Origin of the sequence: Massilia sp. YIM B02763 (genome assembly GCF_030412015.1) — a bacterium.
Lineage (GTDB): Bacteria > Pseudomonadota > Gammaproteobacteria > Burkholderiales > Burkholderiaceae_D > Telluria.
In genome coordinates, this window is sequence record NZ_JASNRD010000001.1 from 643,361 (window position 1) to 662,927 (window position 19,567).

At 68.7% G+C, this 19,567-nt stretch carries 16 protein-coding genes; 9 read left to right on the plus strand and 7 right to left on the minus strand.

Going from position 1 to position 19,567, the window contains the following annotated elements; translation table 11 throughout:
• Window positions 1–48: 48 nt before the first annotated feature.
• On the minus strand, window positions 49–2,490 hold the full coding sequence (locus tag QPK32_RS02695) for a membrane-bound PQQ-dependent dehydrogenase, glucose/quinate/shikimate family (RefSeq protein ID WP_290411235.1): 2,442 nt from the start codon (window positions 2,488–2,490) through the stop codon (window positions 49–51).
• 199 nt (window positions 2,491–2,689) lie between these two features.
• Here QPK32_RS02695 and QPK32_RS02700 point away from each other — a divergent pair, with 199 nt between their 5' ends.
• Window positions 2,690–3,745 (plus strand): DUF4105 domain-containing protein, encoded by a 1,056-nt coding sequence (locus QPK32_RS02700; RefSeq protein WP_290411236.1) that lies wholly within the window; start codon window positions 2,690–2,692, stop codon window positions 3,743–3,745.
• Between the two features lie 7 nt (window positions 3,746–3,752).
• On the opposite strand, the gene QPK32_RS02705 is transcribed toward QPK32_RS02700, so the two are convergent.
• A complete protein-coding gene (locus QPK32_RS02705) occupies window positions 3,753–4,187 on the minus strand; it encodes a response regulator (RefSeq protein ID WP_290411237.1) in 435 nt (144 codons plus the stop codon).
• Between the two features lie 343 nt (window positions 4,188–4,530).
• Here QPK32_RS02705 and QPK32_RS02710 point away from each other — a divergent pair, with 343 nt between their 5' ends.
• A complete protein-coding gene (locus QPK32_RS02710) occupies window positions 4,531–5,100 on the plus strand; it encodes a TetR/AcrR family transcriptional regulator (RefSeq protein ID WP_290411238.1) in 570 nt (189 codons plus the stop codon).
• Here the strand turns inward: QPK32_RS02710 and QPK32_RS02715 are convergent.
• Window positions 5,097–6,527 carry a UDP-glucose/GDP-mannose dehydrogenase family protein gene (locus QPK32_RS02715; protein WP_290411239.1) on the minus strand — a complete coding sequence of 477 codons (1,431 nt, stop codon included), beginning with the start codon at window positions 6,525–6,527 and terminating at the stop codon, window positions 5,097–5,099. The two genes, QPK32_RS02710 and QPK32_RS02715, sit on opposite strands and share 4 nt — an antisense overlap.
• 274 nt (window positions 6,528–6,801) lie before the next feature.
• On the opposite strand from QPK32_RS02715, the gene QPK32_RS02720 reads away from it, so the two are divergent.
• On the plus strand, window positions 6,802–7,491 hold the full coding sequence (locus tag QPK32_RS02720) for a heavy metal response regulator transcription factor (protein WP_290411240.1): 690 nt from the start codon (window positions 6,802–6,804) through the stop codon (window positions 7,489–7,491).
• The gene (locus QPK32_RS02725) at window positions 7,475–8,962 is read left to right on the plus strand and encodes a heavy metal sensor histidine kinase (protein ID WP_290411241.1); all 1,488 of its coding nucleotides are present in this window, start codon (window positions 7,475–7,477) and stop codon (window positions 8,960–8,962) included. Before QPK32_RS02720 ends, QPK32_RS02725 begins: the two co-directional genes overlap by 17 nt.
• On the opposite strand, the gene QPK32_RS02730 is transcribed toward QPK32_RS02725, so the two are convergent.
• Together QPK32_RS02730 and QPK32_RS02735 are read right to left on the minus strand one after the other, a co-directional pair.
• Window positions 8,904–10,676, minus strand: a complete 1,773-nt coding sequence (locus QPK32_RS02730; protein WP_290411242.1) for a glycosyltransferase family 39 protein — start codon at window positions 10,674–10,676, stop codon at window positions 8,904–8,906. The two genes, QPK32_RS02725 and QPK32_RS02730, sit on opposite strands and share 59 nt — an antisense overlap.
• A 213-nt stretch (window positions 10,677–10,889) precedes the next feature.
• A complete protein-coding gene (locus QPK32_RS02735; RefSeq protein ID WP_290411243.1) occupies window positions 10,890–11,051 on the minus strand; it encodes a hypothetical protein in 162 nt (53 codons plus the stop codon).
• Between the two features lie 227 nt (window positions 11,052–11,278).
• Between QPK32_RS02735 and QPK32_RS02740 the strand changes: the two genes are divergently transcribed.
• From QPK32_RS02740 to QPK32_RS02750, 3 genes are all read left to right on the plus strand, one after another.
• On the plus strand, window positions 11,279–11,443 hold the full coding sequence (locus QPK32_RS02740) for a molybdopterin-dependent oxidoreductase (RefSeq protein ID WP_290411244.1): 165 nt from the start codon (window positions 11,279–11,281) through the stop codon (window positions 11,441–11,443).
• Window positions 11,443–11,976 (plus strand): c-type cytochrome, encoded by a 534-nt coding sequence (locus QPK32_RS02745; RefSeq protein WP_290411245.1) that lies wholly within the window; start codon window positions 11,443–11,445, stop codon window positions 11,974–11,976. Before QPK32_RS02740 ends, QPK32_RS02745 begins: the two co-directional genes overlap by 1 nt.
• Window positions 11,977–12,085: 109 nt before the next feature.
• Entirely contained in the window at window positions 12,086–13,951 is a 1,866-nt protein-coding gene (locus QPK32_RS02750) for an ABC transporter ATP-binding protein/permease (RefSeq protein WP_290411246.1), read from the plus strand.
• A gap of 136 nt (window positions 13,952–14,087) precedes the next feature.
• Here the strand turns inward: QPK32_RS02750 and QPK32_RS02755 are convergent, their stop codons facing one another.
• Window positions 14,088–15,746 carry a murein L,D-transpeptidase gene (locus tag QPK32_RS02755; RefSeq protein ID WP_290411247.1) on the minus strand — a complete coding sequence of 553 codons (1,659 nt, stop codon included), beginning with the start codon at window positions 15,744–15,746 and terminating at the stop codon, window positions 14,088–14,090.
• Between the two features lie 219 nt (window positions 15,747–15,965).
• On the opposite strand from QPK32_RS02755, the gene QPK32_RS02760 reads away from it, so the two are divergent.
• Window positions 15,966–17,645: a hypothetical protein gene (locus tag QPK32_RS02760; protein WP_290411248.1), complete on the plus strand. Its 1,680-nt coding sequence runs from the start codon at window positions 15,966–15,968 to the stop codon at window positions 17,643–17,645.
• Window positions 17,646–17,657: 12 nt separating this feature from the next.
• Here QPK32_RS02760 and chrA read toward each other — a convergent pair whose 3' ends face one another.
• Window positions 17,658–18,860, minus strand: coding sequence for a chromate efflux transporter (gene chrA / locus QPK32_RS02765; protein WP_290411392.1), 1,203 nt, complete (start codon window positions 18,858–18,860; stop codon window positions 17,658–17,660).
• A 244-nt stretch (window positions 18,861–19,104) separates the two neighbouring features.
• Here chrA and QPK32_RS02770 point away from each other — a divergent pair, with 244 nt between their 5' ends.
• Window positions 19,105–19,563 (plus strand): hypothetical protein, encoded by a 459-nt coding sequence (locus QPK32_RS02770; RefSeq protein ID WP_290411249.1) that lies wholly within the window; start codon window positions 19,105–19,107, stop codon window positions 19,561–19,563.
• Window positions 19,564–19,567: the final 4 nt, after the last annotated feature.

The following is a 19,567-nucleotide window of genomic DNA, read 5'->3' on the forward strand; positions in this document are numbered from 1 at the left end:
TTGTTCCGCCGGCCGCAAGACCGGCGGATTTTTTTTGCGCGCCGTGCTCTACTGCGCCGCGCCGCCGTCCAGCGCATAGGCCACCACGTAGTCGCCGCTCCTCGTTCCCAGGCCGCCGTGGCCGCCGGCGGCGATGACGACGTACTGCTTGCCGTCGACCGCGTACGACATCGGCGTGGCCTGGCCGCCGGCCGGCAGGCGGGCCTGCCACAGCAGCTTGCCGCTGCGCTCGTCGAAGGCGCGCAGGTAGTCGTCGGCCGTCGCGCCCATGAACACGAGGCCGCCCCGGGTCACGATATTGCCTCCGATATTGAAGATGCCCGTCGCGAGCGGCAGGTTGACGTGGGTGCCGAACGGTCCCGTGTCGCGCGTGGTGCCGACCGGATGCTGCCAGGCGATACGGCGCGTCTTGAGGTCGATCGCCGTCAGCGTGCCCCAGGGCGGCGCGTTGCACGGGACGCCCAGCGGATTGAGCCAGGGGTGCACGCTGCCGATGTAGGGTGTGCCGTACTGCGGCGAGTACGCTTCCTTCGTCACCGGCTGGTCGCCCTTGCCGTTCCAGGCCTGGATCGTGCCCTTGCGCTCCAGTCCCTCGCGCGGGATCAGCTGGACGACGAAGGGAATGTAGTTGGCGTTCGCGAACACCACCTTGCGGTCCGGGTCCACCGAGGCGCCCATCCAGTCGATGACGCCGTCGAAGGCCGGATACACGATGGTCTTCCGCAAGCCGGGCGGCGTGAACTGGCCGCGGTAGTTGAAGGATTCGAACTGGATGCGGCACACGAGCTGGTCGAACGGCGTCGCGCCCCACAGGCGGCTTTCCTTCAGGTCGGCCGGCGTCAGCGACGGCAGTCCCGTGGAGAACGGCTGCGTCCTGCTGACGTAGTCGCCAGGCGCGGCGCCCTGCGGCACCGGCTTTTCCTCGACCCGCGCCAGCGGCGCGCCGGTGCGGCGGTCCAGCATGAAGAATTCGCCGCGTTTGTTGGTCTGTACCAGCGCCGGGACCAGCTTGCCGGGGTGCGCGGGATCGGGCACGTCCACCAGCGACGGGCCGATCGGCAGGTCCATGTCCCACAGGTCGTGGTGGGTGGTCTGGAAATGCCAGCGTTCCTCGCCGCTCGTGATGTCGAGGGCGACGATGGCGCTCGAATACTGCTCGTCGAACGGGCGCCGGTGGCCGCCGAAGTAGTCCGGCGTCGCATTCCCCATCGGCAGGTAGACGAGGTTCAGGTCGGGGTCGGCCGTGTACACGCCCCACGCATTCGGCGTGCCGCGCGTGAGCTCGTCGTTCGGTCCCGGCTTCCAGGTATGCGGCGTGTGGCCCACGTCCCAGGCCCACACCAGTTCGCCCGTCAGCGGATCGAAGCTGCGCACGGCGCCGGACGGCTCGTGCTCGGCCTGGTTGTCCCAGACCCAGCCGCCAAGGATCAGGCGATCCTTCAGCACCAACGGCGGCGAGGTGACGAAGTGGAAGCCCTTCTGCACATGGCCCAGGTACTTCGTCAGCGAGATGAAGCCGTGCGTGCCAAAGTCCTCGCACGGCTTGCCCGTCTCGGCGTTCAGCGCCATCACGCGCGCATCGAGCACGGGGGCGATGATCCGGGTCGGGCAATCGGTCCGGGTGCCGGCCGGCGCCGCGTAATAGGCCACGCCGCGGCAGGCCAGGTACACGTCCGCGTCCGTGTCGGCGTGCGGATCGAAGCTCCATTTCTTCCTGCCGGTTTTCGCGTCGAGCGCCACGACCCAGCTGTGGCCCGTGCAGACGTAGACGGTGTCGCCGATCTTGCTGGGCGTGTCCTCGAAATTGAATTCGTGGCCGGCATCGGTGCCGCCGACGTCCTCGCCCGGACGCATGGTGTCGCCCGTGCGGGCCTGCCATGCCACCTTCAGGCGGCCGACGTTGCCGGCGTTGATCTGGTCCAGCGGCGAATAGCGGTCGCCCTTCGCGCTGCGGCCGTAGAACTGCCAGTCGGCGTCCGGTACCGAGCGGTCGTGGGCGTCGGCCAGGTGCGCATCCGGCGGCAATTCGCCGGCGACGCCGGGCGCGTGGGACAAGGAGGCGGCGCCGGCGGCGACAGCCAGCACGACGGAGGCCAGCAGCGGCAGTTGCGCACGGCCGTATCCGCCGTCACGGTGCCCTGCCCCGGCGCGCAGCCGCGGCGCGACCCACGGCAGCAGCAGGTAGATGCCCAGCAGCGTGGGCACCAGCAGGCGCGGTTCGAGTTCCCAGCCGCGCAGGCCGACTTCCCACAGCGCCCACGCGACGGTGGCGGCGAGAACCAGGGCATACAGGTGCAGCGCCCAGCGCCGGCCGGCAAACAGGCCGGCGCCCGTGAGGATCACGCCGGCCCCGGCGAGCAGGTAGTACCAGGAACCGCCGAGCATGGCGAGATAGACGCCGCCGCAGAACAGGAACAGGCCGGCGAGCACGAACAGTCCGCCTGTGATGCGCGGCGTGCGCGCGGCGGGGGGTGTGGATGGATCGGGCATGGTGGATTCCGAATGACGTGCCGCGGCGGACCGGAACGGTATCGACGCGACGTTTGTTAATGAACAAATCACATTCGGAATCGTTATAGCACGCGTACTTTCGCGCACGGCACACCTTAGCGGCCTGTAATGTTCCGCTTTCGGCAACCGGGCGGGTAACGCGCCGTGCCACTCATCCATTTGCCGTTATAATTTTTGCATGACAAAAAGCCAGCCTGCATCCCTCCTCTTGCGCCTGCTGCGGTTCGCCGGGCGGATCGTGTCGACGCTGGTCCTGGTCGTGCTCGGCGCATGGGGTGCGGGCGCGCTGTGGTTCCAGCTGCCGCGGCCGGCCGCGCTCGTCGCGGTGCCTGCCTGGGGCCTGTTCGCCCTGGCCGCCGCGCTGGCGCCCTGGGCCTGGCCGGGCCGGCGCGGCACGCACAGGCTGCTCGCCGCATTCGCCGCCGCCACCCTGATCCTGCTTGCATGGTGGCAATCGCTGGCGCCGTCGCACGACCGGGTCTGGGCGGACGACGTCGCCCGCCTGCTGGAGTCGGACGTCGACGGCGAGCGCGTCGTGCTGCGCAACGTGCGCAACTTCGACTGGATCACCGAGACGCGCTACGCGGCGCGCTGGGAAACCCGCGCCTACGACCTGTCGCATCTCGTGTCGGGAGACCTGATCCTGTCGTACTGGATGGGACCGCACATCGCCCACACGCTCGTCTCGTTCGGCTTCGACGACGGCCGCAAGCTCGTGTTCTCGCTGGAGATCCGCAAGGAACGGCAGGAGTCGTTTTCCGCCGTAGGCGGTTTCTTCAGGGAGTTCGAACAGGTGATCATCGCGGCGGACGAACGCGATATCGTCCGCACCCGCAGCAACGTGCGCAAGGAAGACGTGTATCTGTACCGGCTGCGCGCGACGCCCGCGCAACTGCGCACGCTGTTCAAGGCTTACCTGGAGAGCGCCGAGCGCCTGCGCCGCCAGCCCGAGTTCTACAACACCCTCACCAGCAACTGCACCACGATCGTGTTCGATCTCGCGCGCCAGATCGATCCCGGCCTGCCGCTGGACATTCGCCTGCTGGCCTCCGGACACGTGGACGAATATGCGTACGACCAGCGCGCGTTGACGCCGGGCGTGCCGTTCGCCGAGCTGCGCCGCCGCGGCTACATCGACGCGCGCGCGCGCCGGGCGGACGGGGAAGACAGCCGCGGCTTCTCGAAGGCGATCCGCACCGGCATCCCGGGCGTGCCGCCTGCGGAAACGCAGTAGCGCGTCGTTACGACACGGTCGACAGCAAGGGCGCGTCCGCGCCGCCAGCCGTCGGCGCCGGCCGCCGCTGGCTGCCCAGTTCCAGCGCCGCGAACAGTTCCGGCAATTGGACCGGCTTGGCCAGGTGCAGGTCGAATCCCGCGCGGCGGGTCAGCGCGCGCGCTTCGCTGTCGTGCCGCCCGGTCAGGGCGATGATATAGACGTCCTCGAACTTGCGGAGCTGGCGCAGCATCGGCGCGACCTCGTCGCCGGAAAACCTGGGCATCCCCAGGTCGAGGATGACGATATGGGGATGGAACGCCAGCGCGGCCTCGAGGGCCATGAAACCGTCGTAGGCGGTGCAGGTGGCGTAGCCCTGTTCGCTGACGAGTTCGCTCAGCAGCTCGGCGCCGTCCTGGTTGTCGTCGACGATCAGAATGCGGATAGGGAAATTGGATGGCATGGCATTCGATAAACGCAAGAAAGCACAGGAAGCGCTTCCGGGAATATCGGCGGAGTCTGGGCCGGGAAAGAGTGGGCGGGAGATGGCGGAACGTGGCGTTCTCCGGCTCCGGACGCAATTGTAACGTACTTTTTCACCGGAAATTTACGTTGTCTCGGGCCAACAACACAGCCGTTGAGCGGCCAGGACGCGCGCGTACCGGTGCGCACGACGGTCCTGCCGGCCGCGCCCGGGCCGGGTCCCGCGCGCAGCTTACAAAAACGTAATCTTCCGGACGGTGTTTCGTCAGGCGGGGTTGGTGACAATGACGGCCCCCGCCACCCGACCGTCGAGCATACCGCGCATGGCCCGCACCAAGACCGGAAACAAGAAAGAATGCATCCTCGCGGCCGCCACCGTGCTGGTGGCCGCGCACGGCGCCGCCGTGTCGGTCCGCCAGATCGCCGAGCAGGCCGAGGTCGCGCACGGGACGGTGTTCCTGTACTTCGCCAACAAGGAAGCGCTGCTGGGCGAACTGCAGGCCTGCCTGCGCGCCAGGATCCTCGCGTCGATGGCGCCCGCGCATGCCGCCCAGGCATGCCTGCGCGAGCGGCTGCGCGCCTGCTGGAACGGCTACATCGACTGGGCGCTCGCGCATCCGCTGGAGTACCAGGCCTTGAAGCGCCTCGCCGAGGACGACGGCCTGTCCGGCACCGCGGCGGCGCACGACGACCCGATGTTCCGCGATGCCGGCATCCTGCACGACATCCGCGGCTGCGCGGGCCTGCGCGATCGGCCGTTCGCTTACTTCGAGGCCCTGTTCCTGTCGCTTGCGCAGATCGCCATCCGCTTTTCCACGTCCGATCCAGCCGGCGTGGAAAAGTACAAGGCGAGCGGCTTCGACGCGATCTGGCAGATCCTGGCGAATCCCTAGCCCAGCGCCTCGTCCACGACCGGCGCCGCGGCACGCGCGATGGCGCCGGGCGCGTTCTTCCGCGCGAGCACGGAGCGGCCGATGCCGTGGTATTCGATGCCGAGGGCCGTCATGCCGCAGGGGTCGAACAGGTTGCGGCCGTCGATGACGACCGGCTGCTTCAGGCGCGCCTTCACCTGCTCGAAGTCGGGACTGCGGAAGGCTTTCCATTCGGTGACGATGACGAGCGCCTCGGCGCCGTCCAGCGCGTCCATCGGCGCGTCGTGGAAGACGATGCGCGCCAGCGCCCCGCTGCCCAGGTCCAGCGCCAGCACGCGGCGCGCCTCGGCCATCGCCACCGGATCGTGCACGGCGACGCTGGCGCCGCGCGCCAGCAGTTCGCGCAGCAGCACCCGCGACGGCGCCTCGCGCATGTCGTCGGTCTGCGGCTTGAACGCCAGGCCCCACACGGCGAAGCGCTTGCCGGACAAGTCCGCGCCGAAGCGCGCCACGACCTTGCGGCCGAGTACCCCCTTCTGGCCGTCGTTGACGGCTTCCACGGCGCGCAGGATCAGCAGGTCCTGGCCGTGCTGGCGCGCGGTGCGTTCCAGCGCCTGCACGTCCTTCGGGAAGCACGAGCCGCCATAGCCGGCGCCCGCGTACAGGAAGCTGTAGCCGATGCGCGGATCGGACCCGATCCCCTGGCGCACCGCCTCGATGTCGGCGCCGACGCGGTCGGCCAGGTTGGCCAGTTCGTTCATGAACGAGATGCGCGTCGCGAGCATGGCATTCGCAGCGTACTTGGTGAATTCGGCCGAGCGCACGTCCATCCAGTAGGTGCGTTCGTGGTTGCGGTTGAACGGCGCGTACAGCAACTTCATCAACTCGCGCGCGCGCCGGCCGGCGGGCGTGTCGTCATGGCCGATGACGATGCGGTCGGGCCGCATGAAGTCCTCGACGGCCGCGCCCTCCTTCAGGAATTCCGGGTTCGAGACGACGGCGAAATCGATGTCGCGCGCGTCGCCCCGCACGGCGAGCTCCTCGCGCACCGCGGCGGCGACGCGGTCGGCGGTGCCCACCGGCACGGTCGACTTGTCGACGATGACCTTGTAGCCGTCCATGTGGCGCCCGATATTGCGCGCCGCGGCCAGCACGTACTGCAGGTCGGCCGAGCCGTCTTCGTCCGGCGGCGTGCCCACGGCGATGAACTGCAGCTCGCCGTGCGCCACGGAGGCCGCCACGTCGGTGGAAAAGCGCAGGCGCCCGGCGGCGCGGTTGCGGGCGACGACGTCGTCCAGGCCGGGCTCGTGGATGGGAATGCCGCCGCTGTTGAGGAGGTCGATCTTGCGCTGGTCGACGTCGAGGCAGAACACGTCGTTGCCGAGTTCCGCGAGGCAGGCGCCTGTGACCAGGCCGACGTAGCCGGTGCCGATAATGGTAATCTTCATGGTTCGCTGGTGTCCGAAGTTGCAGGCGCCATTGTGGGGGCCCGTGCCTGACTTGGCACCAACTAAAACATTACAATTCGGTAAGCCGGGCTCGCTACCGGCAGCGGATCGGCCGTCTTCCATGCATCCGCGCCCCGGGATATCATGCAGCGCGCACATGCTGGCCGACGCAGTTGCCACCTTACGAAAATGTAATGTCCCTGCACGGCTGCCGTCATGCGTTGCTCCGCACAATGGCGGCCTGTTCATTCACTCTGGATCGCACACGATTCGCATGGCAAAGATTCTCCTGGTAGAAGACCAGGCTACCGCCGCGGCCTACCTGTCGCAGGGCCTGAAGGAAGAAGGCATGGTGGTCGACGTCGCGTCGAACGGCCCGGACGGGCTGCACCTGCTGTTGACGGCCGATTACGACGTCGCCATCCTCGACGTCATGCTGCCCGGCCTGGACGGCTGGACCATCCTCGAGACGGCGCGCCGCGCCCGGCGCCAGACGCCGGTGCTGTTCCTGACCGCGCGCGACGCGATCGACGACCGCGTGCGCGGCCTCGACCTGGGCGCCGAGGACTACCTCGTGAAGCCGTTCGCCTTCAGCGAGCTGCTCGCGCGCGTGCGCGTCATCCTGCGCCGCAACGACCGCTCGTCCACCCATGGCGAGCAGACCATCTTCCACATGGACGACCTCACGCTGGACCTGCTCAAGCACCGCGCCACCCGCGGCGGCGAGCGGCTCGACCTGACGCCGAAGGAATTCGCCCTGCTGTCGCTGCTGATGCGCCGCGCCGGCGAGGTGCAGTCGCGCACCGTGCTGGCCGAACAGGTGTGGGACATGCATTTCGACTCCGACACCAATGTGGTCGAGGTGGCGGTGCGGCGCCTGCGCACCAAGCTGGACGACCCCTTCCCCGTCAAGCTGCTGCACACCGTGCGCGGCGTCGGCTATGTCCTTGAAGTCCGGGCCTGACGCCGCGGCCGCCCCGCGCGGAAGCGCCGCCTGGTCGCTCACGCTGCGCATGACGGTGTTCGTCGGCGTGGCGATCACGGTCATCGTGCTGGGCGTGTCGGCCATGATGTATGCCGAGCTGCTGGGCCGGCTGCACGACAAGGAGGAGGCGGAACTCAGGGACGACCTGCAGATCCAGCGCGACACGCTCGAATACCTGGTGGGACGGCGCGTCCCGCACTCCCAGTGGAAGTACGAGTGGGAGGAATACCAGGAAGCCAACCAGGCCTTCGCATGGCAGCTGCTCTCGCCGGACCGCTCGGTGCGCGACGCGTCGCCGAATGCGGGCGTGTTCGCGGCGGCGCTGGCCGCGCCCGTGACGCCGGGCCGGCACACGCGCGTCGACGACGCCGCGCGCCGCCGCTCCTACCTCGTGTTCGACCTGCCGGTGCACACGCGCGGCCCCGAGGCCATCGAGATCGAGGGGCCCGCGATCGGTCCGCAAGGGGCCATCCTGCGCGGCGTGCTCGACGTGACGGAAAACCGCAAGCTGCTCGAGGCCTACCGCAACAAGCTGGCCGCCGTGATCGGCATCGCGATCGCGCTGTCCGGCGGCATCAGCTGGCTGCTCGCGCGGCGCGGCCTGGCGCCCGTGCATGCGATGTCGCGCGAGATCGGCCGCATCAACGCGGAAAAGCTGCATGCGCGGATCGCGCGCGAGGACTGGCCGGCCGAATTGCGCGCGCTGGCCGGCAGCTTCGACGAGATGCTGGCCCGCCTGGAGCGCTCGTTCGAGCAGCTGACGCGGTTTTCGTCCGACATCGCCCACGAATTCCGCTCGCCCGTCAACAACCTGGTCGCCGCGGCCAGCGTGACGCTGGCCCGCGCCCGCACGCCGGCCGAATACCAGAACACGCTCGAAGTCGTCGTCGAGGAAGGGAGCCGGCTGTCGCGCATGGTCGCCAGCATGCTGTTCCTGGCGCGCGCCGACAACGCCGAGCAGCACATCCATCCGGAGCCCGTCAAGCTCGCCGACGAGTTCCGCCGCCTGGTCGAATTCCACGGCATCAGCGCCGACGAACAGGGCGTGGCGCTCGTCGCCGAGGGCGATTGCGAGGTCATGGCCGATCCGCTGCTGCTGCAGCGCGCGCTGTCGAACCTGCTCTCGAACGCGCTGCGCCACACGCCGCGCGGCGGCACCGTGCGCCTGCATGCCGAGCGTACCCGCGACGCGGTCCGGATCGCCGTCGAGGACAACGGCAGCGGCATCGCCGGCGAACACCTGCCCCACCTGTTCGAACGCTTCTACCGCGTCGACGCGTCGCGCAGCGCGACCGACAGCACGGGGCTGGGCCTGGCCGTCGTCAGCTCGATCGCCGAGCTGCACGGCGGACGCGCGGAGGTCGCCAGCATCCTGGGCCGGGGCAGCACGTTCACGCTGACGTTCCCGGATGCGCGCAAGGCGCCGGGGCGGACGCCGCGCAGTTCCTGATCACGGTGCGGCGCGCGTCCGCGGCGACGATCCGCAGCGGAACGCCCGCGCGCCGCAGCGCCGGCACCAGGTCGTTGCGCACGATCGCCAGCGCCGGCCGGCCCGCGGCCATGTCCGCGCGCCAGCGGGCCACGAAATCGTCCACCGTATCCAATCCCAGCGCCGGCTCCTGGCGCAGCCCGAAATCGAATTCGTCGCGGTAGCCGGCCAGCACGGCGGTGTGGCGCAGGTAGAACGCGAGCGACTGCTCGTAGATCCCGACGGAATACAGTCGGGTCGCCGGCGTCAGCGCCGCGCGCGTCGCCGGCAGCAGCTCGGTGCCCGCCCGCAGCTGCGCGATCGGCGCGAAGCCCGCCAGCAGCAACTGGGTGCAGGCGAAGCCGGCCAGCGCCAGCGCGAACACCGACCGGTCGCGCAAGCCGTCGTGCGGCTGGCGTGGTGGCATCTGCAATGCCTGGTGCAGCGCCAGCGCGCCGCCGGCCAGCGCCGCCAGCCCGGCGCCGGCGATCCACGGCGTACATGCCCCGAACTGCGCCGCTTCGCCGGCGCGCCGGCCGAACTGCGCGGCGAACGGCGCGACGCCAAGCAGGGCCAGGCCCAGCACGGGCAGCACGGCGGCGTTGGCGGCGAGATGGCGCCGCGGCGCCGCGGCCAGCCAGTCGCCGGCCAGCAGCGCCACCGCCGGGAACACGGGCAGGATGTAGCCGGGCAGCTTGGAGCTGGACAGCGTGAAGAAAAGGAGGATGAACGCCACCCAGGCCAGCAGCAGCATGCGCGGCTGGAACGCGCCGGCCCGGCGCCGCAGCGCCGCCGCCAGGCTGCGCACGAGGATCCATGGCCACGGCAGGCTGCCGATCGCCAGCAGCGCGGGGAAGGTCCACCATGCCGCCTCGCGGTGGTGTTCCTTCAGCAGGAAGCGTTCGACATGTTCGTGGATGAAGAAGAAGTGCGGCTGTTCCGGGTTGCGCAGGCCGACCAGCACGAACCACGGCGCCGCGACCAGCAGGAACAGCGCCAGGCCGCGGCAGGCATACAAACGCGCCAGGATGGCCCGGTCTCCCGCCGCGGCGGCGTAGACCAGCAGCACGCCGGCCGGCAGCACGATGCCGATCAGGCCCTTGGACAGCACGGCCAGCGCCATGCCCGCCCAGCAGGCCAGCATCCAGCGGCGCCGCGCCGCTGCCGGAAGGCCGTCGCGCTGCGCCAGCAGCAGGCCGCACAGCGCCACCGTCATCATCGCGGACAAGCCCATGTCCAGCGAGTCGATCTGGCTGCACGCCGCCCAGTAGAAACAGGAGCCCAGCACCAGCGCGGCGTAGGCGCCGGCACGCCGGCCGAACAGGCGCGCGCCGGTGAAGCCGGCCAGGCCGACGCCCAGCAGGCCGCACAAGCCGGTCCAGAGCCTGGCCTGCCACTCGCCGAGGCCGAACGCGGAGAAGGCCAGCGCCGTCATCCAGGTCTGCAGCGGAGGCTTTTCGAAATACTTGATGCCGTTCAGGCGGGTCGTGATCCAGTCGCCGGAGGCGAACATCTCGCGCGCCATCTCGGCATAGCGCCCTTCGTCCGGTGGTACCAGCGCGCGCACGCGCAGCACGTACAGCGACACGGCGACGAAGGCCAGGGCCAGCAGCCCGACCAGCCAGGATTGGCGCGACAGGGTTCGCCGGACAGGAACGACGACGGGCCGGTCGTCGACGAGCAGGGTTTCGGGCATGCTGGCTCCATCGAATAGCAACAGGCGCCATTCTGATGGAAGCAGGCTGACGGCAGGCAGCCCGGCAGATTACATTTACGTAAGGCGGCGCGCATGCGGGCGTCAACCGGCCGTGCAAAACAAAAGCGGCGGAAATCGTTCCGCCGCTTGTTTCATTTGCCTTTTCGCGGCACGCGCCTGCCGGTCGCAGGCTGCCGCGACATGGTGCTCGCCTCAGTGTTCGCAGATGATATTGCCGTCCTTGTCGATGCGGCTCTCGTACGAGCGAACCCAGGCATCGAACAGGCGGCGCAAGATCGAGCGCTTGGGAGCGGAGGCCTTGCGTGCCGGCGCTGCCACTTCTTCGGACATGACTGCAGTGTGTTGGTTCGACATGGCTTGATTTTCCACAACATATTGAGCAATCGCATATGTTAGGAAAATCCAGTCATGTTTTCCAATCATATGTTCACATGCCTGTCATCATTCGGGTGTATGGCCGGGTGCCTGTTCCACTTGTCATGGATGAATTCATATTTCGACAACGCCAGATGTGCCCGGTGCCGTTACGAAGCGCATGAGCTTATCCGGAATCGTTCTAGCCCATCGATTGACGACAGGTTTTGCATGACCGGAACGGCGAGATGCTGCGTCCCGAACAAGGCTATCCGCTGCGCCTGCTGCTGCCAGGCTACGAAGGCAATATGAACATCAAGTGGCTGCGCCGCCTGAAGGTGGGCGATGCGCCGTTCCAGACGCGCGAGAGACGTCCAAGTACACCGACCTGATGCCCGACGGGACGGCGCGCCAGTTCACCTTCGTGATGGGCGTGAAGTCCGTGATCACGACGCCCTCGGCGCGCCAGGTGCTGGACGGCCGGGGCTTTCGCGAGATCGCCGGCCTGGCCTGGAGCGGCCATGGACGCATCGTGCGCGCCGACGGCGCCGGCCTGCCCCCGGGGCGGGGCTCCGTGGCCCAGGGCCGCGCGCTCTACGCGGCGCGCTGCCAGGCCTGCCACGGCGCGAACGGAACAGAGAGCACGGCGCCGCGCCTGGCCGGCGGCCAGGACACGCTGGCGACGCGGGCGCCCGTGCTCACCGTGGGCAGCTACTGGCCATATGCGACGACCTTGTTCGACTACATCCACCGCGCCATGCCGCTGGACGGCCCGCAATCGCTGACGCCGGACGAGGTGTATGCGGTGACGGCCCATACGCTGCACCTGAACGGTATCGTCGGGGCGGACGCGGTGCTCGACGCGGCATCGCTGGCGGCCGTCAGGATGCCGAACAGGGACGGGTTCAGGCCGGTATCGAAGTAAGGCCGAATCAGAGGTAAGCGGCAGAGAAAAGTTGCGTCTTGTGTATGTTTCCGCACTGAACGCTTTATCGACCGGTCGTATGCTGCAGGCGTAAACCTGAAAGCATCACATGACGACGCTTACCTCCGCCGACACCGGCACCCAGCGCGACGACGCTCCGGCCCAGCCGGCGCGGAAACGCCGCATTCCTCCCCTGTCGCTCGCGGCATGGAAGCAGTTCCTCAACGTGGCCAAGCCCTACTGGCAGCAGGAGGCCAAGGGCAAGGCCTGGACGCTGCTATTGCTGCTGATCGTGCTGATGCTGGTCGATACCCGGCTGGCCGTGATGTTGAACAACCAGGCCGGCGAGATGACGTCGGCGCTGGCCGGCAAGGATGGCGACCGCTTCTGGGCGGCCGTGCGCGCTTGCCTGTTCACGCTGGCGTTCGCAATCCCGATCTACGCCTTCTATTACTACATGCGGGACGTGTTCGCCAACCAGTGGCGCGACTGGCTCACGCGGCGCTTCCTGGACGGCTACCTGAACGGTCGCAAATACTATGCGCTGGGCGCCGTCGGCGACCTCGACAATCCTGACCAGCGGATCGCCGAAGACATCAACACCTTCACCGGCAGGTCGATCAACTTCCTGCTGATCTTCCTCGGCTCGCTCATGCAGCTGGTGGCGTTCAGCGCCGTGCTGTGGTCGATCTCCCACTTGCTGGTCGGCGTGCTGGCCGTCTACGCGATTGCCGGCACGGTCATCGCCCTGTACGTGTTCGGCACCCCGCTGATCCGCCTGAATTTCTGGCAGCTGCGGCGCGAGGCGGACTTCCGCTTCAGCCTGATCCGCCTGCGCGAGAACGCGGAATCGATCGCCTTCTACCGCGGCGAAGCGCAGGAACGCGAACACATCGACGCCAAGTTCGGCCTCGTCATCGACAACTTCGGCAAGCTGATCAAGAAGCAGCGTTCGCTCAACTTCTTCCAGCGCACCTTCAGCCAGCTGACCCTCGTGCTGCCCGGCGTGATCCTCGCCAACGGCGTGCTGTCCGGCGAGCTGGAAGTGGGCCGCGCGATCCAGGCGACGGGCGCGTTCACGGCCGTCCTCGGCGCCGTGGGCGTCATCGTGGACAACTTCGAAAGCCTGTCCCGCTTCGTGGCCGGCATCGACCGCCTGCAGGCGCTGTCGAACCTGGTGCTGGCCGACGCCAAGGGCCAGTCCGGGCCGGCCGCGAACGACAAGCGGCCGCGCATCACGATGCGGCCGGGCGAGCACCTGGCGCTGGAATCGCTGACGCTGCATCCGCCGGAATCGGAGCGGGTGCTGATCAAGGAGCTGAGCCTCGAGGTGAAGCCGGGCGACGCCCTGCTCATCACCGGCGACAGCGGCTGCGGCAAGAGCTCCCTGCTGCGCGCCATCGCCGGCCTGTGGGGCACGGGTGCCGGCACGATCCAGCATCCGCGCGCGGACGACATCTTCTTCCTGCCGCAGCAGCCCTACCTGCAATCCGGCACGCTGCGCAGCCAGCTGATCTACCCGAGCGCGCGCTGCGAGCTGGACGACGAACAGCTGCTGGCCATCCTGGAGCAAGTCCACCTGCCGCACCTGGCCCAGCGCGTGGGCGGCCTGGACGCCGTGCGCGACTGGGAAAAGCTGCTGTCCGTCGGCGAGCAGCAGCGCCTGGCGTTCGGCCGCGTGCTGGTGCATGCGCCAGCCATCGTCATCCTCGACGAGGCTACCAGCGCCCTGGACAGCGGCAACGAAGCCTCGCTGTACGGCCGCCTGCGCGCCAGCCGCACGACGCTGGTCAGCATCGCCCACCGCCCCGCCGTGCTGCGCCACCATACGCATGTGCTGAAGCTGATGGGCGACGGGGCGTGGGAATTGGTCGACGCGAAGGTATTCCGTTTCGACGAGCCGGAGTCCGGCGAGGATGGGGCGTCCAGGCGCGCAGGCAGCGCGTCGGCGATGTCCGTGGCGGCATCGGCGTAGATGCCGCTCGATGCGCGGTCGAGCGCCGGCTCAGGCCGACGCCTTCCGGTGCTTCATCAGTTCCACGGCGATGCCGGCATGGGCCTCCGGCACGGGCCCCGGTACCGGTCCCTGCTCCGCCATGCCGGCCGCCGATTCAGCGGGCTGCCACGGCAAGCGGGAGCCGAGCGGCCTGCGGCTTGTCCGCCGCGGCGGCAAGCCGGCCCCGCCGCGCCGCCAGTTCCTGCTGCAGGGACGCGTCGCGGCCGTAGATGTCGGCGACGAAACGGGGACTGCCGTCGCTGTCCACGATGGCCGTGGCATAGAAGATCACGACCGGAATCGCGCGGGCCAGGTCCACGTGGCGGGTGGGGCCCGGCTGCAGCGCGTCCTGGATGGCGTCGGCGTTCCACTGGCGCTGGCGGCCGAGCACGAACTGCGCCAGCGCGGCCGGATGCTCGACGCGGATGCAGCCGTGCGACAGGTCGCGCCGGGTGCGCTCGAAGGCGCCGCGCGCCGGGGTCGAGTGCAGGTAGATGTCCATCGGATTGGGCATCGCGAACTTGATCGCCCCCAGCGCGTTCTTCGCCCCCGGACGCTGGCGCACGCGCGCGCGGCCAGCCTTGAGGTCGGCCGTGCTCGCATTGGGCGGCACCGTCTCCATCTCGTTCTGCGCGAGATAGCCGGGCTTGCGCGCGATCTTGGGCAGGATTTCCTTTTCCAGGATGCTGCGCGGGACGTTCCAGTACGGATTGAACTCCAGGTAGCGCATCTGGCCGACGAACAGCGGCGTCTCCGTCTTGACGGCGCTGCCCACCACCACGCGCATCTCGAGCGGCGCCTCGTCGCCGCTATTCTCCAGCGCCCACAGGCGGTAGGCCGGCAAGTCGACCATGATCAGCGGGCCGGGACCGACGTCCGGCAGCCAGCGCAGGCGCTCGAGGGTCAGTTCGAGCTGCTTGACCCGCCGCGCGGGCGGCACGTTGAGCGCGTCGACCGTGCCGCGTCCCAGCACGCCGTCGTCGTCGATCCCGTGGCGGGCCTGGAAGTGGCGCAGGCCCTCCTCCATCCGCTCGTCGTAGACGCCGTCGGCCGGCGCCGCCGCATCGGCGGGCAGGTCGCCCAGCAGCACGAGGCGCTCGAACAGTTCCTTTGCGGCCGGATAGGCGCCGCCGGGCACCACCTTCGCGGACGGTGCCGGCAGCGCCGGATACGGCTGCCCGGCCAGCTCGCGGTAGTGCGCCAGCGCCGCCTTCGCCTGGCCGTAATGCCGCAATGGCGGCTCGGCCGCCTGCACGGCGGCGCGCAGCTTGCCGGCCGCGAGCCCCGTACGCAGGCGTTCGACGGGATCGTACTGCTTCAGGCGCGCATCGGGCAGCTTCGTGTGGTATTCGGAACGCACGCGGCCGACGCGCAGGTCGGCCAGGTAATGCAGCATCGCCGACGTCAGCGCGACGTCGAAACGGGCCGTGCCGGCGGCGCCGGCGCGCAACTGGCGCTGCAGCGCGTCGGCATCGTAGTCGGCCGGATCGAGCCCCTGCACCGTGGCCTGGCGCAGCACCCATAGCGCGGCCGCGGCGGTCGACGCATTCCAGGCGGGCGCGTACTTGCGCGGCGCGTAGAAGCGCTCGAGCCAGCCGCGTTCGTCGTACGGGCCGGACGGCGCCACGCGCGCGTGCGACGCCTGGATGGCCAGGGCGCGGATGTCGGCACGACTGGATGGTGCAGGAGCGGTTTGTGCAAGGGTGGGACCGGGGACGAGCGCCACGGCTGCGCAAAGCGCGAGCGCGACGCCGAGTTGTTGGGTGAGCTTCATTGACACTTTCGGACTTCGGCAACCGGATGTTACAGGCAGCATCATACCCGTTTCGGTGCCGCGGCAAGGCGAACGGATGTGTATCGAGCGCAACACGGAGGCCGTCAATACAGCGCAATGCAGCGGGTCTGGAGCAGTGAAACAATGCCGACGGCCTCCACGGTTCGACATTCGCCACCCACCAACCCGCAAAGGAAAATCATGGTCAGGATAAGGCAGTTGGCTGTTTCCACGCTGTTGTGCATGTCATTGACGGCGTACGTGGCCCAAGCGGCTTCCGGCACCCCCTCCCTCGGCAATACCCCGCAGCTGCAGCCTGGCGACGCTCCCTGGAAAGACTGCGCCACCGAAAACCAGACCTGCAGCTTTCCCGGCACGCGATCCGTACGCTACGGCGCCGGAGACACGTACGTCGAGCGCAGCCTGACCGGACCGGTCGCGTGCAGCAATGCCGTCTTCGGCGACCCGCTGCCTGGCGTCGCCAAGTCGTGCGGCTTCAGGAACGACCCGCCCGTCCCCGAGACCTGGACGTATTGCGGCGCCGAGGCGACGGCCGACATCTGCGCGTTCTTCGGCACCCGGCTGGTACGCTACGGCGCCGACGGCAGCTACGTCTATCGAACGGCGTCCAACGCCATCCGCTGCGCCAACCCCTCGTTCGATGGCGATCCCGCCATCGGTGTCGACAAGACCTGCAGCTATGCCAGCGACGACCTGGCGACAGCGCGCAGCGCATGGACCGAATGCGCGGCGGAAGACCGGCAATGCAATGCCTCGGGTACGGGCCAGGTCCGCTACGGCGGCGCCGCCACCTTTGTCTATACAACCGTGACCGGCCCGTTCGAATGCAGCAATACGGTGTTCGGCGATCCGATTCCCAAGGTCGACAAGTCGTGCAGCTCCCTGGCCAATACCGCGCCGGCTCCCGGCGAGGCCTGGACGGTGGCCGACATCGGCACGCTCGGCGGCGGCGAGACGATGGTCGCCGATATCAACGACAGCGGCAGCATCGTCGGCTGGAGCCGGCTCGCCAATGGCAGGCGGCACGCTTTCCTTTACCGTAACGGACAGATCGGCGACCTGGGAACGCTCGCCGGCGACGATACCAGCCAAGCCGTGGCGATCAACAACCTGGGAACGGTGCTCGGCGTCAGTGCCACCGCGACCGAGGATGCTTACACGAATGCGCGCGTGTTCGTTTCCGGCAACGGCAGCATGGGCGAAGTGGCGATACCGTTCGCCGGATGGTACGTCCCCAGGGACATCAACGACAACGGCGACATGCTGATCAACTATCAGGCGGGAATCTGCGGCATCTGCGTCCTCGTCGCACGGAGCGACCATCGCATCATCGACCTGAAATCGACGATTCCTCCGGGAGTCGGCATCGACAATGCCGGCACGATCATCGCCAACAGCGGTAATTCGTTCGCCCCGATCACGCTCTACAATATCGACGACGGTACCCGCGCACAAATCAACAGTGTCTCCGGCGCCTACGGAGGCGTCGCCAACATGATCCCCCGCGGCTGGAACAATAACAGGGAGATCGTGGGTACGTACGGCGCCGTCCCTCCTCTCGCCGGCCCGCCGACCAGCTTCCTGTATCGCGGCGGCTCCGCCTACGATCTCCGCACGGCGATCCCGGGAGACATCGGCTTCGTGGGCGGCATGAACGACAACGGCGACTTGATCGGCTATATCGGCGCACGGGAAAACAGGATCTTCTTCCTGTACGAAAACGACGGCAAGGCGCTGATCACGCTGAACGATCTTCCCGCCGTGAAGAACGGGGGCTGGCAACTGGACGAGATCGTCCGGATCAACAACGCGCGCCAGATCATCGGATACGGCGTCAAGGACGGCCGGCGGCGCGCGATCCTGATCACGCCGATCTGACCATCCGCGTCCTCATGCCGCCGCCGGGAAACCGACACCGGTCACGAGCGCGGCAAGGATGACGACGAGCCATGGCGGCCAGCGCCAGAACACCAGCAGAAGATACGCTGTCGCCGCCAGCGCCAAATCCGTGGCGCCTTGGATCGCGCCCGTCCAGACGGGGTGATAAAAAGCCGCCAGCAGCAGGCCGACGACGCCGGCATTCACGCCCAGCATGGCGCGCTTGATGCCGGCATGACGGCGCAGGCCGTCCCAGAACGGCATGGCGCCGGCGACGAGGAGGAAGGCCGGCAGGAAGATGGCGACGCTGGCGATGGCGGCCCCCGTCCAGCCGGACGGCGACCCTGTCGAGATGGCGCCGAGGTAGGCCGCGAACGTAAACAGCGGGCCGGGCACGGCCTGCGCGGCGCCGTAGCCGGCGAGGAAGGCATCGTTGGACACCCATCCCGCAGGCACGACCACGGACTGCAGCAGGGGCAACACGACGTGGCCGCCGCCGAACACCAGCGCCCCCGAACGGTAGAAGCCGTCGAACAGCTTCAGCGCATACGCGCCCGTGCCTTGCGCAAGGAGCGGCAGCGCGAACAGGATCACGAAAAATCCCGCCAACAGGAGCGCGCCCGTCGAACGCTTGACCGGAACGGGCACCGCGGAATGCGGCAATGCCGCGTCGGTGCGCAAGAAGTACCAGCCGACGATGCCGCAGCCTGCGATGGCGCCGATCTGCCCGAGCGCGGACGGTACCGCGGTCACCAGCGCGGCCGACGCGACGGCCAGCGTCGCGCGCTGCCTGTCCGCCGCCAGGCTCCTGCCCATGCCCCACAATGCCTGCGCCACGACGGCCACCGCGACGACCTTGAGCCCGTGCAGCCAGCCGCCGTCGACCTGGCTGCCGAACCTGGCCACGCCCAGTGCGAACAACGCGAGCAGGATGGCCGACGGCAGCGTAAAACCGAGAAAGGCGGCGACTGCACCGGGAATGCCGGCCCGCGACAAGCCCAGTGCCATGCCGACCTGGCTGCTGGCGGGCCCCGGCAGGAACTGGCACAGCGCGACCAGGTCGGCATACGCGTGTTCGTCGAGCCAGCGCCGCCGTTCGACGAATTCCGCGCGAAAGTAAGCGAGGTGGGCGACCGGGCCGCCGAAGGAGGTCAGGCCCAGACGCAGGAAGATGAGGAGGATGGCGAGGAGGCTGGACGGCGCCTGCGCCGTCATGCTGGTCGGTCGTCGATTCACGGGATGATGCGGGCGCTGGGAGCGAAATCCGGTACGGGCGCCAATGGTACACCGGACTTGAGGGGAGGAAAGACCGCCCTTGCCTGCCCCGGTGTGGTGCTGCACCGCGGCATGGGTGCAGCACCGCACCGATCCCGTCGGGCCGCCGGCGTATGGTGGCGACACGAGCGCACGCCGCCCCCGGACAGGCGCGTCCCCACACCGACATTTTCACGGGAATCGCATGCAAAAGCACAAAGCCGCCATTTTGGGAGGACTGGTCGCCGGCGTCGTCACGACCGCCTTCATGGTCGCGGGCCGCAAGACCGGCCTGCTGACCAAGACCCTGGACCGCGACGCGGTCGACTGGATCGACCGCACGACGGGCTCGCGCGCCGTCATCGGCGACACCGGCACCAGCGTCGTCGAATTCGCCAACCACCTGGGCGCTTCGGCGGCCTTCGGCGCCGCCCTGCCGACGCTGCGCGAATGGGCGCCGAACCTGTCGCCGGTGGCGCTGGGCACGCTGTACGGCACCGCGCTGTATGCCGTCAACATCGCCGGCATCGCGCCGGTACTGGGCATCACGGAGGGCGAAGTGCAGGCCGGACCGCGCAAGGCCGGCGAACGCTGGGCCGTGCACGTGCTGCAGGCCGTGGTCACGGCGCTGGTCGCCGAGCGGCTGGAGAAGCAGCCCGATTGATGCG

Excerpts from the sequence above, each read along its gene's own strand:
- QPK32_RS02705 (WP_290411237.1), bottom strand. The coding sequence starts at position 4,187 with ATGCCATCCAATTTCCCTATCCGCATTCTGATCGTCGACGACAACCAG.
- QPK32_RS02770 (WP_290411249.1), top strand. The coding sequence starts at position 19,105 with ATGCAAAAGCACAAAGCCGCCATTTTGGGAGGACTGGTCGCCGGCGTC.
- QPK32_RS02745 (WP_290411245.1), top strand. The coding sequence starts at position 11,443 with ATGCCCGACGGGACGGCGCGCCAGTTCACCTTCGTGATGGGCGTGAAG.
- QPK32_RS02710 (WP_290411238.1), top strand. The coding sequence starts at position 4,531 with ATGGCCCGCACCAAGACCGGAAACAAGAAAGAATGCATCCTCGCGGCC.
- QPK32_RS02715 (WP_290411239.1), bottom strand. The coding sequence starts at position 6,527 with ATGAAGATTACCATTATCGGCACCGGCTACGTCGGCCTGGTCACAGGC.
- QPK32_RS02720 (WP_290411240.1), top strand. The coding sequence starts at position 6,802 with ATGGCAAAGATTCTCCTGGTAGAAGACCAGGCTACCGCCGCGGCCTAC.
- QPK32_RS02695 (WP_290411235.1), bottom strand. The coding sequence starts at position 2,490 with ATGCCCGATCCATCCACACCCCCCGCCGCGCGCACGCCGCGCATCACA.
- QPK32_RS02735 (WP_290411243.1), bottom strand. The coding sequence starts at position 11,051 with ATGTCGAACCAACACACTGCAGTCATGTCCGAAGAAGTGGCAGCGCCG.
- QPK32_RS02730 (WP_290411242.1), bottom strand. The coding sequence starts at position 10,676 with ATGCCCGAAACCCTGCTCGTCGACGACCGGCCCGTCGTCGTTCCTGTC.
- QPK32_RS02750 (WP_290411246.1), top strand. The coding sequence starts at position 12,086 with ATGACGACGCTTACCTCCGCCGACACCGGCACCCAGCGCGACGACGCT.
- QPK32_RS02755 (WP_290411247.1), bottom strand. The coding sequence starts at position 15,746 with ATGAAGCTCACCCAACAACTCGGCGTCGCGCTCGCGCTTTGCGCAGCC.
- QPK32_RS02700 (WP_290411236.1), top strand. The coding sequence starts at position 2,690 with ATGACAAAAAGCCAGCCTGCATCCCTCCTCTTGCGCCTGCTGCGGTTC.
- chrA (WP_290411392.1), bottom strand. The coding sequence starts at position 18,860 with ATGACGGCGCAGGCGCCGTCCAGCCTCCTCGCCATCCTCCTCATCTTC.